Here is a 23,575-nt window from a genome sequence, read left to right on the forward strand (position 1 = left end):
ACGGCGTACGGAACTGATCGCGGCGCCTGCCCACTGTCCCCGACCGGACGACGGGCAGGCGTCGCGGTGCTTTGCGGCGGGTGCCGCTACTGCAGGCTCATCCGGTGCGGGTGGCGGGGGTGGGCGGGGCGGACGAACACGTTGTACTCGCCACAGCGGCCCACGACGACCTTCGTCGGATCCACCCTGCCGTCCTCGGCGTCCTCCACGGGGCGCCGGCTGCGCGAGCCCCCGTCCCACCCGCGCGAATCGACGGTCAGCAGCAGCCGCAGCTCCTGACCGCAGGTCTCGCAGTACTGCCGGGACAGGTCCGTGGAATGCCAGAGGTCCCGGCCGCACGGTACCGGCCAGGTCCGACAGCCGATCGGGCGGCTGCGTCATCCGCTCGACTTCCCGTACATTCCTGCGCGTTGGCACACCCGGCGAAACGGAGACGCGCAATGGCGGCGATCAGCCTCCGCAAGATAGAGGAGTCCGCCCCGGCCCTCGTCAGCCTCTACAAGACCGCGGGCGTCTCGCTGGAGAAGCACGGGCTGCGCGGGCAGCGCGTCGCGGTCTATCTGGTGGTGGACTACTCCGGCTCGATGAAGCCGTACTACAAGGACGGCAGCGTCCAGGCCCTCGCCGACCGGGTGCTGGGGCTGTCGGCGAACCTGGACGACGACGGGAGCGTGCCCGTCGTCTTCTTCTCCACGGACATCGACGCGGAGACCGAGATCGCCCTCGCGGACCACGAGGGCCGGATCGACCGGATCGTGGCCGGGCTCGGGCACATGGGCAAGACCAGCTACCACGCGGCGATGGACGCGGTCATCGACCACTACCTGGACAGCGGGTCCACGGCCCCCGCCCTCGTCGTCTTCCAGACGGACGGCGGGCCCATCAACAAGCTCGCCGCGGAGCGCTATCTGTGCAAGGCGGCGAAGCTGCCGCTGTTCTGGCAGTTCATCGGCTTCGGCGATCCGGGCAGCCGGCAGTTCGAGTTCCTGCGCAAGCTGGACGAGCTGGCCGTCCCGGCGAAGCGTCCGGTCGACAACGCCGGCTTCTTCCACGCGGGCCAGGACCCGCGCCGGGTCCCGGACGCGGAGCTGTACGACCGGCTCGTCGCCGAGTTCCCGTCCTGGCTGGCCGCCGCCCGCGCGCAGGGCATCGTGCGCTCCTGACCGTACGGGCCCGTCATGCCTGGCCGCCGCGCCGCCGTGTGCCCAGGTCACCGGCACCGTGCAGAGCGCAGGAGACCGGGCGGCTCCGCCCGCTGCCTTCGGTGATCATGGTGAGCGCACGGGCGCCCGACTGCCGTGGCACGGGAGGGGAGTACGTGGCGCCGCAGGAGCGGGTGATCCTGGGAGACGAGGTACGCGGCGTCCCCGCCGGCGGTGGCCCGGGAGGGCGGGGCTGTCCGTCTCTGCCGTGACGCCGACGGGCCCGTGCCGGACGACGCCGCTCCGCTCGCGCTTCCACGTCGCCCCCGAGGGCCGGGCTGCGGTCGCCCGGGTGACCACCGAGCAGCACCTCGGCTCCCGTGTGCGCGGACGCCCCGCCGTCCACCGGCTCAAGGAACCGTTCGGCGCGCCGCGCGGGTGGATCCCCCACGCTGCACCGTCGCCGGCCGCTGCGGTTCGGCCGCACGCGGTGGGGCGCGACAGCGCGTGCCGTGCCCGCATCGGCCAGGAGACCTGAACCGGCGGCGGTCTGCCGACCACGGCGACCGCTTCCCGGGCATGCGCAGCCCTGCCCGCCGCAATCCCGACAGAAGATGTCGGGTATCCAGGGTTGTCTGGAGCCATGGGAAACAGCTGGACAGATTTCAGTGAGGCGGAGCCGGACTTCGCCGCGACCGTGCAGCAGCGCTTCGAGCAGTACACGCACCACGTCCTCGCGACGCTGCGCAAGGACGGCTCACCGCGCGTGACCGGCCTCGAGGTGAACTTCAGGTTCGGGGAGCTGTGGCTCGGGATGATGCCGAACTCGCGCAAGGCACTGGACCTGCGGCGTGACCCGAGGTTCGCGATCCATGCCAATCCCGGGGCCGGTGCGTCCATGGAGGACGGGGACGTGCGGGTCGCCGGACGGGCCGTCGAGGTGACCGATCCGGAGGTGATGGCACGGTTCCAGGAGGCGGTCGAGGCGCCGCAGCCGTTCCATCTGTTCCGGGTGGAGCCGACCGAGGTCGTACGGACGGGGGTCGAGGGCGACGAGCTCGTGGTCCGGTCCTGGCGGCCGGGGCGAGGGCTGCGGACCGTCCGGCGCGGCAACGACGACAGCCCGGCGCGCCCGGACGCCACGTGACCGCGCCGGGGACCGCGCCGTGAGTCAGCCGGACAGCACCGCGGCCCGGCACTGGGCCGGCGTGCCCCACGCGTCCCGCAGCGGGCGGGCCTTGCGCAGCCAGAGGGAGAGGTCCAGCTCCTCGGTGTAGCCGACGGCGCCGTGCACCTGGAGGGCGGTGCGGGCGGCGGCGTACGCGGCCTCGCCCGTGGCCACCTTCGCCGCGGCGACCTCGGCGGGGGCCAGCGAGAGCGCCGCCCCGTGGAGGAGCGGCCGGGCGAACTCGAGCGCGACCAGCGTGTCCGCCAGCCGGTGCTTGACCGCCTGGAACGACCCGATCGGGGCGCCGAACTGGGTGCGCTGCCCGGCGTACGCGACGGTTCGCTCCAGCAAGGCGAGCCCGGTGCCGAGCGACTGCGCGGCCGTGGCGAGACGCGCCCAGTCCCCGGCGCGCCGGGCCGCCGCGGCGACGGCGGTCCCGGCGGCGATGACCTCCCCGCCCGCGTCCGGCACAGCAAGCCGCCGCACCGGATCGGCCGACGTCCGGACCGGTCCGTGCCCGGGCGCGACACGCAGCCTCGCGCGGGGCGGGCCGGAGCCGTCGGCGCCCTCGCCGCCATCCGGTTCGACCACCAGCACCCAGCCCGCCGCATCCGCGTCCAGCACGTACCGCCCCGCCCCCGGAAGCCGCAGCGTCGCCATCACCTCGCCCGCCGCGATCCCCGGCAGGAGCCGCTTCGCCGGGCCGGGCTCACCGAGCTCCGCGAGCAGCGCGGCCGCGGCGACGGTTTCCGCCAGCGGGCCCGGTACCGCATGGCGGCCGAGCTCCACGAAGGCGACGGCGAGATCGACGGGGAGCGGGCCCACGCCCTCGTACGCCTCCGGAACGGCCAGCGCGAAGACCCCCGCGCCGGCCAGGCGGGACCACAGTGCGCGACCCGGCGCTGGGTCGCCCGCCGCCCAGGCCCGCGCTGCCGCCACCGTGTCCGCGGCCGTCAGCATCGCGTCCAGCGAGCGCCCGAAGGCCCGCTGTTCGTCGTCGAGCAGGAAGCGCATCAGCGGCGGCCTTTCGGAAGTCCGAGCAGGCGCTCGGCGATGATGTCGCGCTGGATCTCGTTCGTTCCGGCGTAGAGGGGCCCGGCCAGCGAGAAGACGTACCCCTCGGCCCACCCGCCCGGGCCGTCCGCCAACTCCCCGTCCACGCCGAGCAGATCGAGCGCGGTCTCGTGCAGGGCGATGTCGTACTCGGACCAGAAGACCTTGTTCAGGCTGGACTCGGCACCGATGGCCGAACCCGCCGCGAAGCGTGAGGCGTTGGCGTACGTGAAGAGCTGGTACGCCCGCGCGCCGATCACCGCGTCCGCGACCCGGTCCCTCAGCGCCGTGTCGGAGGGGTCCCCGGCCGACCGCCAGAGCCGTACGAGCCGGTCGGCCGCGGCCAGGAAGCGGCCGGGGGAGCGGAGCGTGAGGCCGCGTTCGTTGCCGGTCGTCGACATGGCGATACGCCAGCCCTGCCCGGGCTCGCCGATCACGTCCTCGTCCGGCACGAAGACGTCGTCCAGGAACAGTTCGGCGAAGGCCGGCTTGCCGTCGAGCCGGCCGATCGGGCGGACCGTGACGCCCGGCGCGCGCAGGTCGAACATCAGGTACGTCAGGCCCCGGTGCGGCTTGCCGGCATCGGGGTCGGTCCGGAAGATGCCGAACGCCCGGTCCGCGAAGGCCGCCCGCGACGACCACGTCTTCTGGCCCGACAGCAGCCAGCCGCCGTCCGTCCGCACGGCCCGGGACTTCAGCGACGCGAGGTCGGAACCGGACTCCGGCTCCGACCAGGCCTGCGCCCAGATCGCCTCGCCGCCGGCCATGGACGGCAGGATGCGGGCCCGCTGCTCCTCGGTCCCGTGGTCGAAGAGGGTCGGGGCGAGGAGGTTGATGCCGTTCTGCGACACCCGGCCCGGCGCGCCCGCCGCGTAGTACTCCTCCTCGAAGACCAGCCAGTGGAAGAGATCGACGCCGCGGCCGCCGTACCGCTGCGGCCAGGACACCACCGACCAGCGGTCGGCGTACAGCTCCGCCTCCCACGCCCGGTGCGCGGCGAAGCCCTCCTCCGTCTCCAGCGACGGCAGCGGCCCGGCCGGGACGTGCGCACGCAGCCACGCGCGGGCCTCCGCGCGGAACGCGTCCTCGTCCGCCGTGTGCGTCAGGTCCATGAAGCGCCCGCTCCCCTCCCCGGGAACCTTCCCTAACAAGTGTTTGGTAGGTTAGCGTGCCGGTGTGACGGACATCAAGGCTCAGTACGTACCCGGGCATGCGCTGCTGGACGGCCGTACCGCCGTCATCACCGCGGCCGCGGGGGCCGGGATCGGCGGGGCGACCGCGCGCCGCTTCCTCGAGGAAGGTGCACGGGTCCTGATCAGCGACGCGCACGCGCGCCGCCTCAAGGAGAGCGAGGACGCGCTCGCTGCCGAGTTCGGGGCGGCGGCCGTGGACTCGCGGGTGTGCGACGTCACCGACGAGGCCCAGGTGCAGGCCCTCTTCGACGAGGCCGTACGGATCCACGGGGGCCTCGACCTCGTCGTCAACAACGCGGGCCTCGGCGGCACGTCCGAACTCGTCGACATGACCGACGAGCAGTGGTCCCGCGTGCTGGACGTCACGCTGAACGGCACCTTCCGCTGCACCCGGGCCGCCCTCCGGGCGTTCAGGGCGGCCGGCCGCGGCGGCGTCGTCGTCAACAACGCCTCCGTCGTCGGCTGGCGCGCCCAGGCCGGCCAGGCCCACTACGCCGCCGCGAAGGCCGGCGTCATGGCGCTGACCCGGTGCGCGGCGGTCGAGGCGGCGGCGTACGGGGTCCGCGTCAACGCGGTCTCGCCGAGCCTCGCCATGCACCCGCACCTGGTGAAGGTCACCTCGGCCGAGCTGCTGGAGGAGCTCACCGCCCGCGAGGCCTTCGGCCGGTACGCCGAGCCCTGGGAGGTCGCCAACGTCATCGTCTTCCTCGCCAGCGGCTACTCCTCGTACATGACGGGCGAAACGGTGTCCGTCAGCTCCCAGCATCCGTAGATCGGGCAGGACCGGGCAGGACCAGAATGGGCACGTGCCAACGACGAAGAAGAAGACCCAGGTGACCGCCTCGCCGGAGCGGCGCCGCGAACTGCTCGGCATCGCGGCCGAGGTGTTCGCCGCCCAGGGCTACAACGCCACCACCGTCCGCAAGATCGCGGACGCGGCGGGCATGCTCGCCGGCAGCCTCTACTACCACTTCGATTCCAAGGAATCGATGCTCGACGAGATCCTCTCCACCTTCCTCGACGAACTGTGGGCGGGGTACGACACCGTCCTTGCGGCCGGGCTCGGGCCGAGGGAGACGATCGAGGCACTCGTCACCGAGTCGTTCCGGGAGATCGACCGGCACCGCGCCGCCGTCGCGATCTACCAGAAGGAGTCCAGGCACCTCTCCGCACAGCCCCGCTTCCGCTATCTCGCCGACTCGCAGCAGAAGTTCGAGAAGGCGTGGCTGGGAACGCTGGAGCGCGGGGTCGCCGCGCGGGTCTTCCGCGACGACCTGGACGTCCGGCTCACGTACCGGTTCGTCCGCGACACGGTGTGGGTCGCGGCGTCCTGGTACCGGCCGGGCGGGCGGCACAGCCCCGACGAGATCGCCCGCCAGTACCTGTCGATGGTGCTCGACGGCATTACGACGAAGGAGCAGCAGTCATGGCCGAGGCCTACATAGTCGAAGCGGTACGCACCCCGGTCGGCCGGCGCAAGGGAGGCCTGGCCGGTGTCCACCCCGCCGACCTGGGCGCACACGTCCTCAACGCTCTGGTCGCCCGGTCGGGGATCGACCCGGCCGCCGTCGAGGACGTCGTCTTCGGCTGCCTGGACACCGTGGGCCCGCAGGCAGGTGACATCGCCCGCACCTGCTGGCTGGCGGCGGGCCTGCCCGAGGAGGTGCCGGGCGTCACCGTCGACCGCCAGTGCGGCTCCTCCCAGCAGGCGGTGCACTTCGCGGCCCAGGGCGTCATGTCCGGCACCCAGGACCTCGTCGTCGCGGGCGGCGTGCAGAACATGACGCAGATCCCGATCGCCTTCGCCTCCCGACAGGCCGCGGAGCCGCTCGGGCTGACCGAGGGCCCCTTCCACGGCTCGCAGGGCTGGCGTGCCCGGTACGGCGACGCGCCCGTCAACCAGTTCCACGGCGCCGAGCTGATCGCGAAGAAGTGGGGCATCTCCCGCCTCGACATGGAGGAGTTCGCCCTCCGCTCCCACCAGCGGGCCGTCCGCGCGATCGACGAGGGCCGCTTCGAGCGGGAGACCGTCGCCCACGGCGACGTGACGGTGGACGAAGGCCCTCGCCGCGACACGACCCTGGAGAAGATGGCGGGCCTGCGCCCCGTCCTGGACGGCGGCACGATCACCGCGGCCTGCTCCTCCCAGGTCTCGGACGGCGCGGCGGCGATGCTCCTCGCGAGCGAGCGTGCCGTACGCGAACACGGGCTCACCCCACGCGCCCGCGTCCACCACCTCTCGGTGCGCGGCGAGGACCCCGTCCGGATGCTCTCCGCCCCCATCCCGGCCACCGCACACGCGCTGAAGAAGACCGGTATGTCCATCGACGACATCGACCTCGTCGAGATCAACGAGGCCTTCGCCCCCGTGGTGCTCGCCTGGCTCAAGGAGACCGGTGCGGACCCCGCGCGGGTGAACGTGAACGGCGGCGCGATCGCCCTGGGCCATCCGCTGGGTGCGACGGGTGTGAAGCTGATGACGACGCTGCTGCACGAACTGGAGCGCACGGGTGGGCGGTTCGGGCTTCAGACGATGTGCGAGGGCGGGGGCCAGGCGAACGTGACGATCATCGAGCGGCTGTAGCGCCGCCATTCCCTGAGGGCGCGGCGGACATGTCGGTGGGACGGGCCGCGTCCTCGAAAGCGGCGTGGGCTTTCGGGGCGAGGGAGGTGACGCCGTGGACGGGCTCGGCCAGGGGCCACATGGTGTGGGCGAGGCCGGCGGCGGCTTCGATGGTGTTCATGACAATAAAGACCTGCCGCGGCTCCGCCGTTTCGTGATCCCGCACGGCGACCGGGCGTGCTACAGTTCTCGACGTTGCAGTTTTGGTACCCATGAACTTTATGTGCGCCTGACGGGAAATGATCCGCTGGGCGCATTACTGTTTTTCCGGCTTTCTCCGGATGGGACCTCTTACCTATCGGGAGAATGACATGGCCACTGGAACCGTGAAGTGGTTCAACTCGGAAAAGGGCTTCGGCTTCATCGAGCAGGACGGCGGCGGCGCCGACGTCTTCGCGCACTACTCCAACATCGCCTCCTCGGGCTTCCGTGAGCTCCAGGAAGGCCAGAAGGTCACCTTCGACGTCACGCAGGGCCAGAAGGGCCCGCAGGCGGAGAACATCGTCCCGGCCTGACACCCGGACGCGTACCACGCAGCCGGGGCCCGCACCTTCGCGGTGCGGGCCCCGGCTTGTGCTGTCCTCAGGCCCAGGAAGGCATTCCCGAATGACTCGCTCCGAAAGTCCCGCACGCCGGCGACCGGCGACGCGACCCGTCAAGCGCACCGCGAACGAGCCCGTGGACAGGTCCGCGGGCTCCTCCGCGAACCGGTCCGCGAACGAGCCGTCGAAACAGCCCGCGCGACGGTCCGCCAAGAGCTCTGCCAAGAGTCCCGCAAAGGGCTCCGCGAACGGCTCGGCCAAACGCTCCGGCAGTGTGCGCCGTGCCGTGACGCCTCCGCAGGAATTCACGCTGCCGGAAACCAGCACGCCCGCCCTGCCCGCCGTCGCGTCGTTCGACGAGCTGGAACTGCCCGCGGCGCTGCTGAAGACCCTCTCCGCGCAGGGGGTGACCGCACCCTTCCCGATCCAGGCCGCCACGCTGCCGAACTCGCTCGCCGGGCGTGACCTGCTCGGACGCGGGCGCACCGGCTCGGGCAAGACCCTCGCTTTCGGTCTCGCGCTGCTCGCCCGCACCGCCGGGCGGCGGGCCGAGTCCGGGGCCCCGCTCGCCCTGGTCCTCGTGCCCACGCGGGAGCTCGCCCAGCAGGTCACCGATGCCCTCACCCCGTACGCGACGGCCGTCAACCTGCGGCTCGCCACGGTCGTCGGCGGAATGTCGATCACCAAGCAGGCGGGCTCGCTGCGGCGCGGCGCCGAGGTGGTCGTGGCGACGCCCGGCCGGCTCAAGGACCTCATCGAGCGCGGCGACTGCCGGCTCGACCAGGTGGCGATCACCGTGCTGGACGAGGCCGACCAGATGGCCGACATGGGCTTCATGCCGCAGGTCACCGCCCTGCTGAAGCAGGTGGAGGCGGACGGGCAGCGCATGCTGTTCTCGGCCACCCTGGACCGGAACATCGACCGGCTCGTACGGCAGTTCCTGACCGACCCCGTCGTGCACTCGGTCGACCCGTCCGCAGGCGCCGTGACCACGATGGACCACCACGTGCTGTACGTCGCCGACGAGACGGACAAGAAGGCGGTCACGACGCGCATAGCGGCCCGTGACGGCCGGGTCATCATGTTCCTGGACACCAAGCGGTCCGTGGACCGGCTCGTCAAGCGGCTGCTCGCCAGCGGCGTACGGGCGGCGGGCCTGCACGGCGGGCGGTCGCAGCCGCAGCGCAACCGCACCCTCGACCAGTTCAAGAACGGGCAGGTCAGCGCGCTGGTGGCGACCAATGTGGCGGCCCGTGGCATCCATGTCGACGACCTGGACCTCGTCGTGAACGTCGATCCGCCGATGGACCACAAGGACTATCTCCACCGGGGCGGGCGCACCGCGCGGGCGGGCGAGTCGGGCAGCGTCGTCACGCTGGTCCTGCCCGACCAGAAGCGCGAGATGGCCCGGCTGATGTCGGATGCGGGCATCAGCCCGCGCACGGCGATGATCAAGTCCAGCGACGAGGAGCTGGCACGGCTGACCGGGGCCCGCGAGCCGTCGGGTGTGGCCGTCACCATCGAGGTGCCGCAGCAGCCGCAGCCGCAGCAGACGGCGGCGCGGTCCGCGCGGTCGCGGCGCCGGGCGCCGCGTCCGCAGCAGGGCGGCGGTACGGGGTCGGGTCGGCGCACGCAGACCGGCCGCCACCACCGGGCCGCGGGCCGCTAGGCGCACCCGTCGGGCCCGCCCGCCGGGGCGTGCGGTGCCCGGTGCTGTTCGGTGGGCCCGGGTGTCCGTCCTCCATGGCCGGAAGGGTTCGGTGTGGTGGGCCTGGGTGTCCGTCGTCAGTCGGCGGTCGGGCTCGGTGCGGTGCGGCCGGTTGTTCGTCGTCGGTCGGCGGTCGGGTGCGGTGCGGTGCGGCCGGTTGTTCGTCGTCAGTCGGCGGTCGGGTTCGGTGCGGTGCGGCCGGTTGTTCGTCGTCGGTCGGCGGTCGGGTTCGGTGCGGTGCGGCCGGTTGTTCGTCGTCAGTCGGCGGTCGGGTGCGGTGCGGTGCGGCCGGTTGTTCGTCGTCAGTCGGCGGACGGACTCGGAAGGGGCGGTAGGGCGCGGAGTGCGTGGTCGGCCTCGGACATCACGCGGGCGACCAGCTCCGCGCAGCTGGGGAGGTCCTCGATCAGGCCCGCGACCTGCCCGGACGCCATGACGCCGAGGTCGGTGCGGCCCTCGACCATGGAGGCCTTCAGGAGCATCGGCGTGTTCGCGGCGAGCAGGACCTGGCTCCAGGACAGGTCCCTGCCGTGTTTCATCGCGAGCCCGTCACGGATCATTGCGGCCCAGGACAGTCCCGAGAGCTTCCTGAAACGGGCAGCCCGGCGGACGGCGTGCAGGAGGGCCCGGGTGCGGCCGGACCGTTCGAGCGCGTCGACGAGTTCCGTACGGAGCATGCGGTGCGGCAGGCCGTCGACGGCCGTCGTGACGGTGATGTCCCTCACCGACGCCGCCAGATAACGGGCCTTGACGGCGTCCGGGACCGTCGAGTCCGACGTGAGCAGGAAACGGGTGCCCATGGCGACGCCCGCCGCCCCGAAGGCGAGCGCCGCCACCAGACCTCGCCCGTCGTGGAAACCTCCCGCCGCGACCACGGGGATCTCCACGGCGTCCACGACCTGCGGCAGCAGCACGGTCGTGGCGACGTCCCCGGTGTGGCCACCGCCCTCGCCGCCCTGCACGATCACCGCGTCCGCGCCCCACGCTGCGACCTTCTCGGCGTGGCGGCGGGCGCCGATGGACGGGATGACCACGACGCCCGCGTCCTTGAGCTCGGCGATCAGCTCGCGCGAGGGGGCCAGGGCGAAGGAGGCGACGCGTACGCCCTCGTCGATGATGATCCGCACCCGCTCCCGTGCGTCCCCGGCGTCGGCGCGCAGATTGACGCCGAAGGGCGCGTCCGTACGGGACTTGACCTCGCGCACGGACTGTCGGAGCTGCCCGGTGGTCATGGTCGCGGAGCCGAGGATGCCGAGCGCCCCGGCTTCGGCGGTGGCGGTCACCAGTCGAGGGCCCGCGACCCAGCCCATGCCGGTCTGGACGATGGGGTGGCGCACGCCGACGAGCTTGGTGAGCGCGGTCTCCATCAGGCCCTGACCTCGCGGTCGCGCATCCCGTCCGGGTCGATGACGTCGCGGATCAGCGTCAGTTCGGCTGCGGTCGGCTCCCGCGTGCACGGGACGTCGTCATCGATCACCAGCCCGAATCCGGTCGCCTCCCGCACCTGCTCCACCGTCACCCCGGGATGCAGGGAGGCCAGCCGCATGGACCGGTCCGGCGTCGCGAAGTCGAAGACCCCGAGGTCGCTGACCACCCGCGGGATGCGGTGGAAGCGAGCACCCGCCGCGTTGTCGTACCCCACACCGCTCACCATGTCGACCTTCTCGACGAACACACGGGTGGAGTGCCGCGGCACCCAGTAACTGACCGGATTGTTGAGGGTGTTGACCGGCGCTCCGCGCACACCGAGCAGCTGGCGGGCCGGTCGGGCCCAGTCACCGATGCAGGAGATGTTCTGGTTGCCGTACCGGTCGATCTGGCCGGCGCCCATCATGACGTGCCGCTTCCCGCCGGTGACCATCGTGAGGTGGCGGCGGTACGGCAGCCAGCCCTCGACCGTGCCGTCGAGGCCGACGAGCATCGCTTCGCCGTCCGTGAGCAGCAGATCGGGCGAGAAGGTGCGCTTGGCGAGGCGCGCGCCGATGGAGGGGATCAGGCCCATGGGACTGGCCAGCACCTCGCCGTCGTCCCGCCAGGCCTCGGCGCAGGCGATCACGCAGTACTCGGAACGAGAGACGGTCATCGCTGCTCCTCGTGCCAGGCCTGGACGGCCGACTGATAGGCGTGCTCGTCAGGGCCGGACAGGAAGCGCCCGGCGAAGTCCTCCCACGGCGTGGTCGCGTACAGCTTCTGGAACGCCTCGTCGCGCCCGTGGTCGGGCACGCAGGAGGTGAAGTGCGCACCGTTCGGGGTCTCGGCGACGCCCGTGACGCTGTGCCGGCCGACGAGGAGGGTCTGCGGGGCGGCGTCCTTGGTCAGCTCGGCCGTCTCGACAAGCTGTTCGCACGACACGTACGCCTCGTCGGCCGCCTCGCAGAAGAGGTCGTCGAAGTACGGGTCGGGACCGAGGTACTGGCCGTTGCCGAGCCGGTCGGCGCGGTTCATGTGGACGAGGGCCGCGTCCATGCGCAGGGCGGGTACGGCGACGAACTCCTCCCCGTCGTCGTAGGGCGATGTCACCGTCCGCAGCCCGGGGTTGACCCGCATGACGTCCGAGCCGAGTCCGGCCCGCACGGGCAGGAACGGCAGCCGGTTGGCCGCGGCGTGCAGGCCCCACATGAACATGGCCTCGTCGAGCTCGGTCATCTCGAAGGCGCCGCGCTCGCGGGCGGCGCGGAAGTGCGGCTCCAGCGGGATCGAGTCGAGCGTCGCGAACGGTGCCACGAGCCTGCGGATGCGGCCCGCCGCGGCGAGGAGGCCCACGTCGGGGCCGCCGTACGAGACGACGGTCAGGTCGGTGATCCCGCTCCGGAGCAGCGCTCGCACCAGGGCCATCGGCTTGCGCCGCGAGCCCCAGCCGCCGATGCCGAGGGTCATGCCGCTGCGCAGCCGCCCGATGACGTCATCGACGGACATGGTCTTGTCGGCCATGGATCACGCCTCCTTGCCGAAGGTGTCGCGGACGCGGTCGGCGGTCCCGCTGAGGCCCGCCTCGAAGGTGAAGCCCTGCTCGAAGCGGTAGCTGCGGCGTACGTCGACGGGGTCGATGCCGTTGATGGCGGCCTTGGCCAGCCGGAGCAGATGGCCGTCCTTCCGCGCGATCTCGCGCGCCAGCTCCAGGGCCGCGGTGGGGAGTTCCTCGCGCGGGACGACCTTCCACACCGAACCGTGGGCATGCAGTTCGGCGGCCGTGGCCGTACGTGAGGTGTAGTACAGGGCGCGCATCAGATGCTGCGGCACCAGCCGGGCGAGATGGGTGGCCGCGCCGAGAGCGCCGCGGTCCAGTTCCGGCAGCCCGAAGGTGGCGTCCTCGGACGCCACGATCGCGTCGGCGTTCCCGACGAGCCCGATCCCGCCGCCGAGGCAGAAGCCGTGCACGGCGGCGACGACGGGCACCTCGCACTCGTAGACCGCGGCGAAGGCCTCGTAGCAGCCGTGGTTGGCGCCGATGAGGGCGCGGTGCGTGCCCGCGTCGCGCTGGAGCTCCTTGATGTCGACGCCCGCGTTGAAGCCGCGGCCCGCGGCGGCGAGGACGACGCAGCGGATCTCCCGGTCGCGGCCGGCCGCGCGGACGGCGTCCGCGAGGTCGTACCAGCCCTGCACGGGCAGGGCGTTGACGGGCGGGAAGTCGACCGTGACGACGGATACGCCCTTCTCCGGGCCTGAGGTGGAGACACCCATGAGCGGATCAGCTACCTTTCCACCAAACATTTGTTAGGTGATGCTGCGTCAGGAAGGTAGCAGCCGATGGAGCTGGACGGGAGGGTCGCCGTCGTCACCGGCGGCACGCGGGGCGTCGGCGCGGGGATCGCGCGGGCGTTCCTTGCGGCCGGTGCGGAGGTCGTCGTCTGCGCCCGCAGACCGCCGGACGCCCCGGTCGAAGCGGGCGGACGCAAGGCGGAGTTCATGCCCGTCGACCTGCGCGACGGGGCGGCCGTCTCGGACCTCTTCGCCGATGTCGGGCGCCGGTACGGGCGGCTCGACGCCCTCGTCAACAACGCGGGCGGGACGCCGTACCGGCTGCTCGGCGAGGGGGACGCCGAGCGCCACGCGCGGGTGGTGCAGCTCAATCTGGTGGCGCCGATGACCGCGTCCCTGGCCGCGTACGAGCACCTGCGCGCGGCGCGCGGCTCGCTCCTGATGATCGGCAGCGTGAGCGGTACGCGACCCTCGCCGGGCACGGCCGCGTACGGGGCCGCCAAGGCGGGCCTGGAGAACCTGGCCCGCTCCATGGCCGTCGAGTGGGCGCCCGAAGTCCGGGTGAACACCCTGGTGCTGGGCATGGTGCGCACCGAACTGTCGCACCTCCACTACGGCGACGAGGCGGGGATCGCGGCGGTCGGCCGCACCGTGCCGCTGGGCCGGCTCGCCGAACCGGACGAGATCGGGGACGCGGCCGTGTTCCTCGCGTCGGATCGGGCGGGGTACGTGAGCGGGGCGTCGCTGCTGGTGCACGGGGGCGGCGAGCGCCCCGCGTTCCTGGACGCGGCGAATGCCGACCGGTGACGTGAGGAGAGAACGTGATGACCGGAATCACTGAGGGACGCGTCGTGATCGTGACCGGCGCCGGTCGCGGGCTGGGCAGGGCCCACGCCCTCACCTTCGCCGCCGAGGGCGCGAAGGTGGTGGTCAACGACCTCGGAGTGGGCCCGGACGGCTCGGGCACGTCCCGCACCCCCGCGGAACAGGTCGTCGACGAGATCCGCTCGGCGGGAGGCGAAGCGGTGGCGCACGGAGGCGACGTGGCGTCCGCCGAGGGCGCGGCGTCCTTGGTGGCGACCGCGCTCGACACCTTCGGGCGGCTCGACACCCTCGTCAACAACGCCGGGTTCCTGCGCGACCGGATGCTGGTCAACCTGGACGAGGACGACTGGGACGCGGTGATGCGGGTGCATCTGAAGGGGCACTTCCTGCCGCTGAAGCACGCGGCGGCGTACTGGCGGGCCGAGGCGAAGGCGGGCCGCGAGCCGGCCGCACGGGTGGTGAACACCTCCTCCGGGGCGGGCCTGCTCGGCTCGGTCGGCCAGGGCAACTACAGCGCGGCGAAGGCGGGCATCGTCGGCCTCACACTCGTCGCGGCGGCGGAGATGGCCCGTTACGGCGTCCAGGTCAACGCGATCGCCCCGGCGGCACGGACACGGATGACCGAGCAGACCTTCGCGGAGACGATGGCGGCGCCGGAGGAGGCGGGGGCCTTCGACGCGATGGCCCCCGAGAACGTCTCGCCGCTCGTCGTCTGGCTCGGCGCGACGGCGTCGGCGGGCGTCACGGGCCGCGTCTTCGGGGCGGAGGCGGGCCGCATCACCGTGATGGAGGGCTGGCGCCCGGGCCCCACCGCGGACAAGGGTTCCCGCTGGACCGCCGCGGAGGCGGGGGAGGCGGCCCTGAAACTCCTGGCGGAGTCGGAGCCACCGCAGCCGGTGTACGGGGCGGGGTAGCGCTCTGGGCCGGGGTGTGGGGTGCGGGGTGCGGGGTGCCTCCGGCCGTGCGGGGTGTGGGGTGGGCGGTGTGCCCGGTGCCGTGATGGGCGTCCGGTGTGTCCGTCCTCAAGTGCCCCCTACGCCCTGCGGCGTGGGGGACCCCCAGACGGGCTGGGTGCGGCTGCTGTCGGTGGGTGGGGGTCGGGGCCCTCCGGGCTCGCCTCTTCGAGATCGGTGGGTACGGCGTCACCCGGCGCGGGCAGCCGATTTCTGCGGGGGCGACCCTGCACGGCCCCGCCCCCGTAGTCCGCCGTCTGCGGCCCGGTGGGTGGTACGAACCCCACCGGACGGTGGACGTCTCTGTGTGGTGCTGCATCTTCGGCAGGCCGATGTCAGCCGGCGCTTTGCGAGACGGCCGGTGCGGGCCACGGTGACACCGTGGCCGCGCAGTTCCCTCTCGATCCGCTTCAGTAGCGTCGTCCTGCCGGTGGAGTGGGTTCCGAGCACGCCAATGCGGAATGGTGTCGTCACCACAGGGTTGCATCCATTTCGGATTCGGGGGCGCCGGGCATGCCGGGCGGAACGGCCACGGCAATGAGCTGGTCCCAGGTCTCGTAGCGGTTGGCCATGGCGGTGAGAAGCTGCGCCGTGGCGTAGGCGTCGTAGGTGGCGCGGTGCCGTCCGACAGCGGGCGCGTGAGTCAGATCCGGCCGAGTGTGCTCGATCAGGGCATCGAGCCCGTAGGAGGGCAGGCCCGCGTACGTGTTCCGGGCCAGGCGCAGCGTGTCGATGACTCCGGTCGGCTCCCATTTCGGCAGGTGAGCTTTCAGCACGCGGTAATCGCCGCTCACGTTGTGGCCGCAGATCCACACGTCGCCGAGGACTTCTTGCACCTGGCCGGCGACTTCCTCCCATCGGGGCGCACTCTCCAGGACCTGGTTCGTCAGGCCGTGAATGCGGGCCGCGAGGGGGGTGACGGGCCGAGGCGGGCGGATCAGCCATGCGCTGGCCATGTTCGTGTCCGGCTTGCCCTCGCCTACGGGCAGTGCGGCGACCTCGACCAGGTCCGGCGGGTTGAGCCCGTTGCCTTCGACATCGACTACGAGCAGTCGGGGCCAGGTGCTGAAGTTCATGGCGTGGGAGTTCCGTTCTCCGCCTTCCAGCCGATGGGGGCGCGGCCGTGCCGGCGGTAGTGGTGAGGCTTCGCTCGGTCGTGGCACTGGTAGCCGTAACCGCGCCGAAGGAAGTAGCGCGGCGGCTGGTCCAGTCCCTCCACGATGATGGCGCGATCATCAACCTCAACGGCTCCCGTCGCGCCGAGGGCTCGGGCTTCTTTGGTGACTTCCGCGAGATCGGGCTTCGCCCCGGCGCGCCGGCACAGTAGCAGCTGCTCCTCAGGGCAGATGGTGCACAGCCGCCGGCGCAGCAATATCCCGGCCACCTTGTGCAGCTGCCGCCAGGCATGGGGGCGGCCCGCCTCGGCTGCGTCCGGCGGATTCGGGCCCGCGAACCGACCGAGAGGAGCACGGAGTCTCTCAGCCCTCGACCAGGATCACTTCGAGCGTCCGGGGCCCGTGGACCCCCTCCACCCGGTCCAGCTCGATGTCGCTCGTCGCCGACGGGCCGCTGATCCAGGTCAGCGGGCGCGCCGGGTCCAGGCGCTCCAGGCCCTGCGGCACCGAGTCGACGAGCTGCTCCGGGACGCGTACGACGCAGATGTGGTGGTCGGGCACGAGCGTGATCCGGCGGCGGCCCTGGGCCGCGCCGCCGTCCAGGACGATGGTGCCGGTCTCGGCGATGGCCACCGCACAGCCGGTGACCACGCTGTCCACCGTGTCGAGTTCGGCGGGCGTGGAGCCCGGCGTGTCCGGCACGAGCTCGATGCCGTTCGCCACCGCCGTGGCCGGCCACTCCTCCGGCAGCCCGTCCGGCACCACGACCGTGCGGGTCCCGCGCTCCGCCAGCAGCCGGCCGATCAGGTCCGGCAGGTCGTCGGCAGAGGCGACGCGGTGCACGAGCGCGCGGTAGTCCGCGAGGTTCTCGGCGAGAAGGTCCGCGGTCTGCGCGGGCGTGCGTTCCCCGTGGACGCGGAGATAGTCGCGGACGACCGGTACGTCCTCTGGACGCTCGTCGCGCGGCACGTCCGCCAGCGCACGGCGCAGCCGCCCGAGGACCGTGTCCCTGCTGCTCACTTGCCGCTCCCTTCGGTACCGCGCGTGCGCTGCCACCAGTCGCGGAACGACTCGGCCGGCACCACCGGCACGGCCCGGGTGTCGGACCAGGCCCGGCCGGGTCCCGGCAGCCGCTTCGGATGCAGCCGGCGGGTACGGGAGGCGACGCGCTGGGCCGCGCGCAGTGCGCCGGGGTGGTCCAGCGTCCAGCGGGCCGCGCGCATCGCGGCCCGCTCCGCCGCGTGACCCTTCGCCGGGCGGAGCGTGACCTTCGTGCCGTGCCGTGTCACCTCACCGCCCTCGACGACCCGTTCCCGCAGATGCACCAGCACCTCGGGGATGTCGATGGCGACCGGGCACACCTCGTAGCAGGCGCCGCACAGCGACGACGCGTACGGGAGCGAGGCGTCCACCTCGCTGTCCGTGCCCCGCAGCTGGGGCGTGAGGATCGCGCCGATCGGGCCGGGGTAGGCGGACCCGTAGGCGTGCCCGCCCGCCCGCTCGTACACCGGGCACACGTTCAGGCAGGCCGAGCAGCGGATGCAGCGCAGCGCCTGCCGTCCCACCGTGTCGGCGAGGGTGTCGGTGCGGCCGTTGTCGATCAGCACCAGATGGAAGGTCCGCGGGCCGTCGCCGTCCGACGTCCCCGTCCACATGCTCGTGTACGGGTTCATGCGCTCGGCCGTGGAAGAGCGGGGCAGGAGCTGGAGGAACACCTCCAGGTCCTGCCAGGTCGGCACCACCTTTTCGATACCGACGACCGAGATCAGCGTCTCGGGCAGGGTCAGGCACATCCGGCCGTTGCCCTCGGACTCGACCACGACCAGGGTGCCGGTCTCGGCGACCATGAAGTTGGCCCCGGAGATCGCGACCTTCGCGCGGAGGAACTTCTCCCGCAGATGCAGCCGCGCAGCCTCGGCCAGCTCCTCGGGCCGGTCGGTGAGACCGTCGGGGGCAGGGCGGCCCCAGTCCGCCATCTTCGTGCGGAAGATGTCGCGGATCTCGGAGCGGTTGCGGTGGATCGCCGGGACCAGGATGTGCGAGGGCAGGTCGTCGCCCAACTGCACGATCAGCTCGGCGAGGTCGGTCTCGCAGGCGGTGATCCCGGCCTCGGCCAGCGCGTCGTTGAGCCCGATCTCCTGGGTGGCCATGGACTTGACCTTGACGACCTCGGTCTCGCCGGTGGCCCGGACGAGGTCGGTGACGATCCGGTTGGCCTCGGCGGCCTCGGCGGCCCAGTGCACCTGGCCGCCCGCCGCCGTCACGGCGGTCTCCACCTGCTCGAGGTAGTGGTCGAGGTGCCGGAGCGTACGGTTCTTGATCGCTGCCCCGGCGGCGCGCAGTTCCGCCCAGTCGTCGAGTTCGGCGACGGCCTTGGCGCGCTTGTCGCGGATGGTGTGGGTGGCATGGCGCAGATTGCTGCGCAGGGTGACGTTCCGCGTGGACTCGGCCGCGGCCTTCGGGAAGGCGGGCATGCCGAGATACGTGCCGCTCATCGGGCATCCTCCTCCGTGCTCGCCAGGATCTCGGCGATGTGGACCGGACGCACCGGCGAGCCGAGCCGGGTGAGCGTCCCGCCGATGTGCATCTGGCAGGAGTTGTCGACCGTGCACACGGCCTCCGCCCCGGTGGAGACGATGTTGCGGGCCTTGTCCGCGCCCATCGCCGCGGACACGGCGGCGTTCTTCACGGCGAAGGTGCCGCCGAAGCCGCAGCACTCCTCGGCGCCCGGAAGCTCCCGCAGTTCGAGCCCCTTGACGTGCTCCAGCAGCCGCCGCGGCCGGTCGCCGAGACCGAGCATCCGCAGGCCGTGGCAGGTCGGATGGTAGGTGACGGTGTGCGGGTAACAGGCCCCGACGTCCGTCACCTTCAGCACGTCGACCAGGAACTCCGTGAGCTCGTAGGTCTTCGGGACCGCGGCAGCCGCCGCTTCGGCGAGCTCCTGGCCGCGCCCCTCGGCGGCCGCCTTCGCGCCGATGCGGGGGTAGCTGTCGCGGACCATCGCCGCGCAGGAGCCGGACGGGGTGACGACGTAGTCGTAGGCGTCGAAGGCGGCGGCGTACCGGCGCACCAGGGGCTCGGTCTCGTGCCGGTAACCGGTGTTGAACTGCGGCTGCCCGCAACAGGTCTGCGCCGGCGGGAAGTCCACCTCGACGCCGAGGCGCTCCAGCAGGGTGACGACCGCCTGTCCGGTGCGGGGGAAGAGCGTGTCGTTGACGCAGGTGACGAAGAGCGCTACCCGCATGGCTGTTCCTCCTTGGCGAGACGGGCCTCGGCCCGCTCCCATGCTCGGACGTCTTCTGTGGGTTCGTGGTGCCGTAGGCCCTGAGTCTCGCACAGGAGCTGCCGCGATTCACGCAGACCTCCGATGATTACGCCTGCGGTGCGGGCCTGGACGAGGATGATGCCCAGCGCGGCGGCCTCGGCCGGGCCCGCCACCACGGGCAGACCGCACGCGTCGGCCGTCAGCCGGCACAGCAGCTCGTTGTGGGCGCCGCCGCCGACGATGTGCACGGTGTCGATCGTACGGCCGGAGGGCCGCTGGGCGTCCGCAAGCGCGCGGCGATGGGCCAGGGCGAGCGAGTCGCGCCGTTCCCGTCGCGCGAACCCGGACCCGGTCACCGCCCAAGGGCGTTCGCGCGTCCGGCGCGTGACGGTCACGTGGAGGAGGTGAATTGCACGAAAACTCCTCGACTTGACGTTGACACGACAACGTCTACGCGCGTCATCATGGGGTCATGCGAATCCCCCCACGGATCACCATGCTCGGCGGCGCCGCCGCCCTTCTCTCCGCCCTTCTCGTCGGCGGACCCGTAGCGGCTCCGGCGACCGCCGCCGCCACCGCGGTCGGTGACATCTGCTACTCCGACCTGCCGTCCCAGGCGTACGACACCCTCGAACTCATCGAGAACGGGGGCCCGTTCCCGTATTCCCAGGACGGGACGGTCTTCCAGAACCGGGAAGGCATCCTGCCCGCCCACTCGACCGGCTACTACCACGAGTACACGGTCAAGACGCCCGGCTCCTCCACGCGCGGCGCACGGCGCATCGTCACCGGGCAGTCGTACCTGGAGGATTACTACACCGCCGACCACTACCGCTCGTTCGACCTCGTCGACTACGGCTGCTGAGCCGTCGCACAGCCGCCCCCCACCCCGTGCCGCCGGCCCTTCCCGCTCCTCGGCCGGCGGCACGGCGCGTTCCAGGGGCCGGCACTGCGCCGTCCACCTCGGCGTAACCCCCGTGTCATCCCAGGCTGCGAGGCTCCGCGTCGTCGAAGAAGTTGTCTGTACAACTCGGAGTTCCGCTCATGCCCCCCCTCGCATCCGCACCGCCTGTCTGGCTGCGCGACAACTGTCCCTGCCCGCACTGCCGGGACCCCCGTAACGGCCAGAAGCTGTTCCAGATCACCGAGCTGCCCGCCGCTCTCGCCGTGGACAGCGTCCGGGACGCCACGACCGCGGACGGCGCCCCCGCCCGCGAGGTCGTCTGGGCCCCCGACGGGCACCGCTCCGTCTACGCCGAGACCTGGCTCGGCGCGCATCTCCCGGGCGCTTCCGCCGCACCCGGCGACGGCCGCACCGAGGACGACAAGGAGCTGTGGGCCGCCGCCGACCTGGAGGGACGACTCCCCGAGGCCGACTGGTCCGCCTACACGACCGACCCTGCGGTCAAGGCCGCCGCCCTCCGGAGCGTGCTGCGCCTCGGCTTCGTCCTGCTGCGCGGCGTCCCCGTCCGCGACCGCCAGGTCCTCGACGTGGCCCGGACCTTCGGTTACGTGCGCGAGACGAACTACGGCGAACTCTTCGAGGTACGCGTCGAGGCCGACCCGAACAACCTCGCCTTCACCGGCGCCCGCATCACCCCGCACACGGACAACCCGTACCGCGATCCGGTGCCGACCCTCCAGCTGCTGCACTGCCTCACCAACGCGGCCCAGGGCGGCGACTCCGGGCTCGTCGACGGCTTCCACGCGGCGGCCCTGCTGCGGCACGAGGACCCGGAGGCGTACGACGTCCTCACCCGCGTCCCGGTGCCGTTCGCCTTCGCCGACGACCGCAGCGAGCTGCGCGCCCACCGGCCGCTGATCGGCACCGACCCGGCCGGCCGGATCCGCGAGATCCGCTTCAACAACCGTTCCATCGGCACGCTGCACCAGCCGGCCGACGTGCTCGACGCCTTCTACGCCGCCTACCGGCGCTTCGGCGAGCTGCTGCTGCGAAGCGAGCTCCAGCTGGAATTCCGGCTCACCCCCGGCGACTGCCTCATCTTCGACAACACCCGCCTGCTGCACGCCCGTACGGCCTTCGCCGAGTCCGGCGACCGCCACCTCCAGGGCGCGTACGCCGACATCGACGGCCTCGCGTCCACGCTGGCGGTCCTGCGCCGAGAGGAGACCGTGAAGTGAACCCCCTCGACAGTGAAGCGAACCCCCTCGACACCCTCGCCGAGCTCTTCGAGGGCCAAGGCAGCGCCGAGTACTTCGGCGAGGCCGTCACCCAGGCCCAGCACATGCTCCAGGCCGGGGCCCTCGCCGAGGCCGCCGGAGCCCCGCCGCACCTGGTCGCCGCCGCGCTGCTGCACGACGTCGGCCACTTCCAGGGCGCGGTCACCGGCCGCGACCTGATGGAGCACGGCACCGACAACCGGCACAGCCACACCGGCGCCGACTGGCTCGACCGGTGGTTCGGCCCCGAAGTGACCGAGCCCGTCCGGCTGCACGTCGCCGCCAAGCGCTATCTGTGCGCCGTCGAACCCGGCTACTTCGACCTGCTCTCCGAGGCGTCCGTCCACACCTTGCGGGTCCAGGGCGGTCCGATGACGGAGGAGCAGGTGCGGGCCTTCGAAGGACAACCCGGGGCGCGGGACGCCGTCGCCGTCCGCCGCTGGGACGAACAGGCGAAGGACCCGGCCATGCCGACGCCGGCCTTCGCCCACTTCCGGCCGCTGCTGGCGGGTCTGCTGCGCCCGGAGGCGGCGCCGACGGGCTGAGGCGGGCGGGACACCGGCCGGAGCCGCTCGTCGAGCAGTCCGGCGGTCCGGGGAGAGTCGGGTGGGGCTCGGAAACCGTTGCCCATGGATGGCTCCGGTGGAGTGCCCCGCCCGGCTCTCCGGGAGTGCAGCAGTCGAAGGAAAAGACTCCGCCGGCCGCCGGGTACAGTGCGAGCTCCACGACCACCGGGACGGGCGGGCAGATGAAGAGCGGTGGCAAGTGGGCGAAGCCGACGTTCGTGAACCTCGTGGGCCTTGTCGCCATCGTTCCGATCTGGTTGCTCGTGCTGTTCGCGGTGAATTTCCCGCTCGCCGCACTCGGGCCGAGTGAGAGGGAGCCCACGGAGAACGACGGCATGCTGCCCTGGCTGATCCTGCTGGCACCGCTACTGGCCGGCGTTCTCGGCCTGTGGTTGTCGCTCAACACCCTGATGCGCCGCAAGGCCGATCTCCGTGCAGGCCGGTACTGGCGGTTCAGCTCCGCAATGGTGCTGCTCCCTACGGTCACGGCATGGGCTCTGGTGTCCGCCCGCTGAGGTGCCACGGCCATCGGCGGGGCGCCGGCCTTGGCCGACAGCTCCGGCGAGGCCGACTCGGCCGGTCCAGCACCTCCGACAGCCCCACCGTCGACGGCACCGGCACGGGAACCGGCTGGACTGTCCTGCCTGCGGTCTTATGGCATCTGGCCCGTGGCCCGTGGAGATCCCGTGTCGACGACACAGGAGCCCCTAGGAGCGAGGGCCCCGGCGGCTACTTCGTGCCGTCCTGCCACGTTCCCGCGCTCGCCGGCCTTGGCGAGGAGGATGTCGGCTGAGGACCCTTCCTCGCCCGAGCCCGGTCGCGGGACCACGTACCAGCGCCGACCAGCACGGCCGCCCCGGCTCCGTACAGGGGCAGCCACAGGGTCGTAGTCGCTGCCAGGCAGTCGGCAACGGCCTTGGCGCTCTGAGTCTCCTGCGCGTACGCCAGGGCCGCGCTGTCGCGACCGGCCAGGTTCGCCAGCGCGGCCCTCGAGCGGACGGCCTCGTACCTGCCCACCTCTTGGCACCCGCTACGCGTGCCTGACATCGGAAACAGCCAAGCCCAGCGCTGCAGCACGGGGGCCAGTGCGATCGCCACGCACAGGCCGACGACCAGCGAGTACGCGACCAGACTGCGCATGTATGCAGATCGGATGCCGGGCGTCCATGCCGGCTGTCGATGAAAGGCGAAGATCACCGCAAGAAGCGTCACCCCGATGAAGGTGGCGAACCACTGCCAGGAGCCCTGCGCGAGTGCGATCGTCAGCACGGCAGCGAGTCCCATGCCGATGACCCCGGCCTGACCGGCAGCGTCATCACCTGCGCCGGTGGATGCCGGCCTTCGGGTTCCTTGAGAGCTGGGGTCGTTCACGGGCCTCTCCTGCAGGGTAGGAGGCATCAGCATCCGACGCGTGGCGCGGCGGGCCCCGGCGCCATGCCGGACGGGTGCGGCACCCCGCTCGGATGGGGGGAGCCACAAGCCGGGCACCGCCGCCGAGAGACCCGGTGCCGCAACGTCTCGCGCCACGGCCGACAAGCCGGT

Annotated in this window: 27 protein-coding genes and 1 pseudogene; 14 read left to right on the forward strand and 14 right to left on the reverse strand. The window is 72.2% G+C overall.

Going from position 1 to position 23,575, the window contains the following annotated elements; genetic code table 11:
- Positions 1 to 86: 86 nt before the first annotated feature.
- A complete protein-coding gene (locus tag ACWCP0_RS05210) occupies positions 87 to 209 on the reverse strand; it encodes a hypothetical protein (protein WP_451077504.1) in 123 nt (40 codons plus the stop codon).
- A gap of 231 nt (positions 210 to 440) precedes the next feature.
- On the opposite strand from ACWCP0_RS05210, the gene ACWCP0_RS05215 reads away from it, so the two are divergent.
- The gene (locus tag ACWCP0_RS05215; protein ID WP_451077505.1) at positions 441 to 1,163 is read left to right on the forward strand and encodes a vWA domain-containing protein; all 723 of its coding nucleotides are present in this window, start codon (positions 441 to 443) and stop codon (positions 1,161 to 1,163) included.
- Positions 1,164 to 1,785: 622 nt separating this feature from the next.
- Positions 1,786 to 2,289, forward strand: coding sequence for a pyridoxamine 5'-phosphate oxidase family protein (locus ACWCP0_RS05220; RefSeq protein ID WP_451077506.1), 504 nt, complete (start codon positions 1,786 to 1,788; stop codon positions 2,287 to 2,289).
- A 24-nt stretch (positions 2,290 to 2,313) separates the two neighbouring features.
- On the opposite strand, the gene ACWCP0_RS05225 is transcribed toward ACWCP0_RS05220, so the two are convergent.
- Positions 2,314 to 3,324 (reverse strand): acyl-CoA dehydrogenase family protein, encoded by a 1,011-nt coding sequence (locus ACWCP0_RS05225; RefSeq protein WP_451077507.1) that lies wholly within the window; start codon positions 3,322 to 3,324, stop codon positions 2,314 to 2,316.
- Entirely contained in the window at positions 3,324 to 4,475 is a 1,152-nt protein-coding gene (locus tag ACWCP0_RS05230; protein WP_451077508.1) for an acyl-CoA dehydrogenase family protein, read from the reverse strand. Before ACWCP0_RS05230 ends, ACWCP0_RS05225 begins: the two co-directional genes overlap by 1 nt.
- 64 nt (positions 4,476 to 4,539) lie before the next feature.
- On the opposite strand from ACWCP0_RS05230, the gene ACWCP0_RS05235 reads away from it, so the two are divergent.
- The 6 genes from ACWCP0_RS05235 to ACWCP0_RS05260 all read left to right on the forward strand — a co-directional run bounded on the left by ACWCP0_RS05235 (position 4,540) and on the right by ACWCP0_RS05260 (position 9,390).
- Complete coding sequence (locus ACWCP0_RS05235; protein ID WP_451077509.1) at positions 4,540 to 5,328, forward strand: SDR family oxidoreductase; 789 nt, start codon at positions 4,540 to 4,542, stop codon at positions 5,326 to 5,328.
- A 34-nt stretch (positions 5,329 to 5,362) separates the two neighbouring features.
- Positions 5,363 to 6,001 carry a TetR/AcrR family transcriptional regulator gene (locus ACWCP0_RS05240; RefSeq protein ID WP_351225548.1) on the forward strand — a complete coding sequence of 213 codons (639 nt, stop codon included), beginning with the start codon at positions 5,363 to 5,365 and terminating at the stop codon, positions 5,999 to 6,001.
- Positions 5,983 to 7,140 carry an acetyl-CoA C-acetyltransferase gene (locus tag ACWCP0_RS05245; RefSeq protein ID WP_451077510.1) on the forward strand — a complete coding sequence of 386 codons (1,158 nt, stop codon included), beginning with the start codon at positions 5,983 to 5,985 and terminating at the stop codon, positions 7,138 to 7,140. Before ACWCP0_RS05240 ends, ACWCP0_RS05245 begins: the two co-directional genes overlap by 19 nt.
- A 94-nt stretch (positions 7,141 to 7,234) precedes the next feature.
- A complete protein-coding gene (locus ACWCP0_RS05250; protein ID WP_451077511.1) occupies positions 7,235 to 7,489 on the forward strand; it encodes a hypothetical protein in 255 nt (84 codons plus the stop codon).
- A 1-nt stretch (position 7,490) separates the two neighbouring features.
- The gene (locus tag ACWCP0_RS05255; RefSeq protein WP_030707104.1) at positions 7,491 to 7,694 is read left to right on the forward strand and encodes a cold-shock protein; all 204 of its coding nucleotides are present in this window, start codon (positions 7,491 to 7,493) and stop codon (positions 7,692 to 7,694) included.
- A 91-nt stretch (positions 7,695 to 7,785) separates the two neighbouring features.
- Positions 7,786 to 9,390 carry a DEAD/DEAH box helicase gene (locus tag ACWCP0_RS05260; RefSeq protein ID WP_451077512.1) on the forward strand — a complete coding sequence of 535 codons (1,605 nt, stop codon included), beginning with the start codon at positions 7,786 to 7,788 and terminating at the stop codon, positions 9,388 to 9,390.
- Between the two features lie 341 nt (positions 9,391 to 9,731).
- On the opposite strand, the gene ACWCP0_RS05265 is transcribed toward ACWCP0_RS05260, so the two are convergent.
- The 4 genes from ACWCP0_RS05265 to ACWCP0_RS05280 are packed head-to-tail and all read right to left on the reverse strand — an operon-like array spanning position 9,732 to position 13,110.
- Complete coding sequence (locus tag ACWCP0_RS05265; protein WP_451077513.1) at positions 9,732 to 10,796, reverse strand: NAD(P)H-dependent flavin oxidoreductase; 1,065 nt, start codon at positions 10,794 to 10,796, stop codon at positions 9,732 to 9,734.
- Complete coding sequence (locus tag ACWCP0_RS05270) at positions 10,796 to 11,512, reverse strand: CoA-transferase subunit beta (RefSeq protein WP_451077514.1); 717 nt, start codon at positions 11,510 to 11,512, stop codon at positions 10,796 to 10,798. Before ACWCP0_RS05270 ends, ACWCP0_RS05265 begins: the two co-directional genes overlap by 1 nt.
- Positions 11,509 to 12,360: a CoA transferase subunit A gene (locus ACWCP0_RS05275; RefSeq protein ID WP_451077515.1), complete on the reverse strand. Its 852-nt coding sequence runs from the start codon at positions 12,358 to 12,360 to the stop codon at positions 11,509 to 11,511. The genes ACWCP0_RS05270 and ACWCP0_RS05275 overlap by 4 nt, the downstream gene beginning before the upstream one ends.
- A gap of 3 nt (positions 12,361 to 12,363) precedes the next feature.
- Positions 12,364 to 13,110 (reverse strand): enoyl-CoA hydratase family protein, encoded by a 747-nt coding sequence (locus ACWCP0_RS05280; protein WP_451077516.1) that lies wholly within the window; start codon positions 13,108 to 13,110, stop codon positions 12,364 to 12,366.
- A gap of 66 nt (positions 13,111 to 13,176) precedes the next feature.
- On the opposite strand from ACWCP0_RS05280, the gene ACWCP0_RS05285 reads away from it, so the two are divergent.
- Together ACWCP0_RS05285 and ACWCP0_RS05290 are read left to right on the forward strand one after the other, a co-directional pair.
- A complete protein-coding gene (locus ACWCP0_RS05285; RefSeq protein ID WP_451077517.1) occupies positions 13,177 to 13,935 on the forward strand; it encodes an SDR family oxidoreductase in 759 nt (252 codons plus the stop codon).
- A gap of 17 nt (positions 13,936 to 13,952) precedes the next feature.
- Positions 13,953 to 14,867, forward strand: a complete 915-nt coding sequence (locus ACWCP0_RS05290; protein WP_451077518.1) for an SDR family oxidoreductase — start codon at positions 13,953 to 13,955, stop codon at positions 14,865 to 14,867.
- 509 nt (positions 14,868 to 15,376) lie between these two features.
- Here the strand turns inward: ACWCP0_RS05290 and ACWCP0_RS05295 are convergent.
- The 6 genes and pseudogenes from ACWCP0_RS05295 to ACWCP0_RS05320 form a co-directional block, all read right to left on the reverse strand.
- Positions 15,377 to 15,982, reverse strand: a complete 606-nt coding sequence (locus ACWCP0_RS05295; RefSeq protein WP_451077519.1) for a 3'-5' exonuclease — start codon at positions 15,980 to 15,982, stop codon at positions 15,377 to 15,379.
- The gene (locus tag ACWCP0_RS05300) at positions 15,979 to 16,290 is read right to left on the reverse strand and encodes a hypothetical protein (RefSeq protein ID WP_451077520.1); all 312 of its coding nucleotides are present in this window, start codon (positions 16,288 to 16,290) and stop codon (positions 15,979 to 15,981) included. The genes ACWCP0_RS05295 and ACWCP0_RS05300 overlap by 4 nt, the downstream gene beginning before the upstream one ends.
- 94 nt (positions 16,291 to 16,384) lie before the next feature.
- Complete coding sequence (locus ACWCP0_RS05305; protein ID WP_451077521.1) at positions 16,385 to 17,041, reverse strand: LutC/YkgG family protein; 657 nt, start codon at positions 17,039 to 17,041, stop codon at positions 16,385 to 16,387.
- Complete coding sequence (locus ACWCP0_RS05310) at positions 17,038 to 18,516, reverse strand: lactate utilization protein B (RefSeq protein ID WP_451077522.1); 1,479 nt, start codon at positions 18,514 to 18,516, stop codon at positions 17,038 to 17,040. The genes ACWCP0_RS05305 and ACWCP0_RS05310 overlap by 4 nt, the downstream gene beginning before the upstream one ends.
- The gene (locus ACWCP0_RS05315; RefSeq protein ID WP_451077523.1) at positions 18,513 to 19,265 is read right to left on the reverse strand and encodes a (Fe-S)-binding protein; all 753 of its coding nucleotides are present in this window, start codon (positions 19,263 to 19,265) and stop codon (positions 18,513 to 18,515) included. Before ACWCP0_RS05315 ends, ACWCP0_RS05310 begins: the two co-directional genes overlap by 4 nt.
- Positions 19,256 to 19,606: pseudogene (locus ACWCP0_RS05320) on the reverse strand (FGGY-family carbohydrate kinase); the annotation flags it as partial. The gene ACWCP0_RS05315 and the pseudogene ACWCP0_RS05320, both read right to left, overlap by 10 nt.
- 152 nt (positions 19,607 to 19,758) lie before the next feature.
- Here ACWCP0_RS05320 and ACWCP0_RS05325 point away from each other — a divergent pair.
- The 4 genes from ACWCP0_RS05325 to ACWCP0_RS05340 all read left to right on the forward strand — a co-directional run bounded on the left by ACWCP0_RS05325 (position 19,759) and on the right by ACWCP0_RS05340 (position 22,548).
- Positions 19,759 to 20,151 (forward strand): ribonuclease domain-containing protein, encoded by a 393-nt coding sequence (locus ACWCP0_RS05325; protein ID WP_451077524.1) that lies wholly within the window; start codon positions 19,759 to 19,761, stop codon positions 20,149 to 20,151.
- A 179-nt stretch (positions 20,152 to 20,330) separates the two neighbouring features.
- Positions 20,331 to 21,428, forward strand: coding sequence for a 2-trimethylaminoethylphosphonate dioxygenase (gene tmpA / locus ACWCP0_RS05330; RefSeq protein WP_451077525.1), 1,098 nt, complete (start codon positions 20,331 to 20,333; stop codon positions 21,426 to 21,428).
- Positions 21,425 to 22,012 (forward strand): phosphonate degradation HD-domain oxygenase, encoded by a 588-nt coding sequence (locus tag ACWCP0_RS05335; RefSeq protein WP_451077526.1) that lies wholly within the window; start codon positions 21,425 to 21,427, stop codon positions 22,010 to 22,012. The genes tmpA and ACWCP0_RS05335 overlap by 4 nt, the downstream gene beginning before the upstream one ends.
- 203 nt (positions 22,013 to 22,215) lie before the next feature.
- Positions 22,216 to 22,548, forward strand: coding sequence for a hypothetical protein (locus ACWCP0_RS05340; RefSeq protein ID WP_451077527.1), 333 nt, complete (start codon positions 22,216 to 22,218; stop codon positions 22,546 to 22,548).
- A 214-nt stretch (positions 22,549 to 22,762) separates the two neighbouring features.
- Here ACWCP0_RS05340 and ACWCP0_RS05345 read toward each other — a convergent pair whose 3' ends face one another.
- The gene (locus tag ACWCP0_RS05345; protein WP_451077528.1) at positions 22,763 to 23,317 is read right to left on the reverse strand and encodes a hypothetical protein; all 555 of its coding nucleotides are present in this window, start codon (positions 23,315 to 23,317) and stop codon (positions 22,763 to 22,765) included.
- Between the last annotated feature and the right edge of the window lie 258 nt (positions 23,318 to 23,575).

It is taken from the genome of Streptomyces sp. NPDC001970, assembly GCF_053594115.1.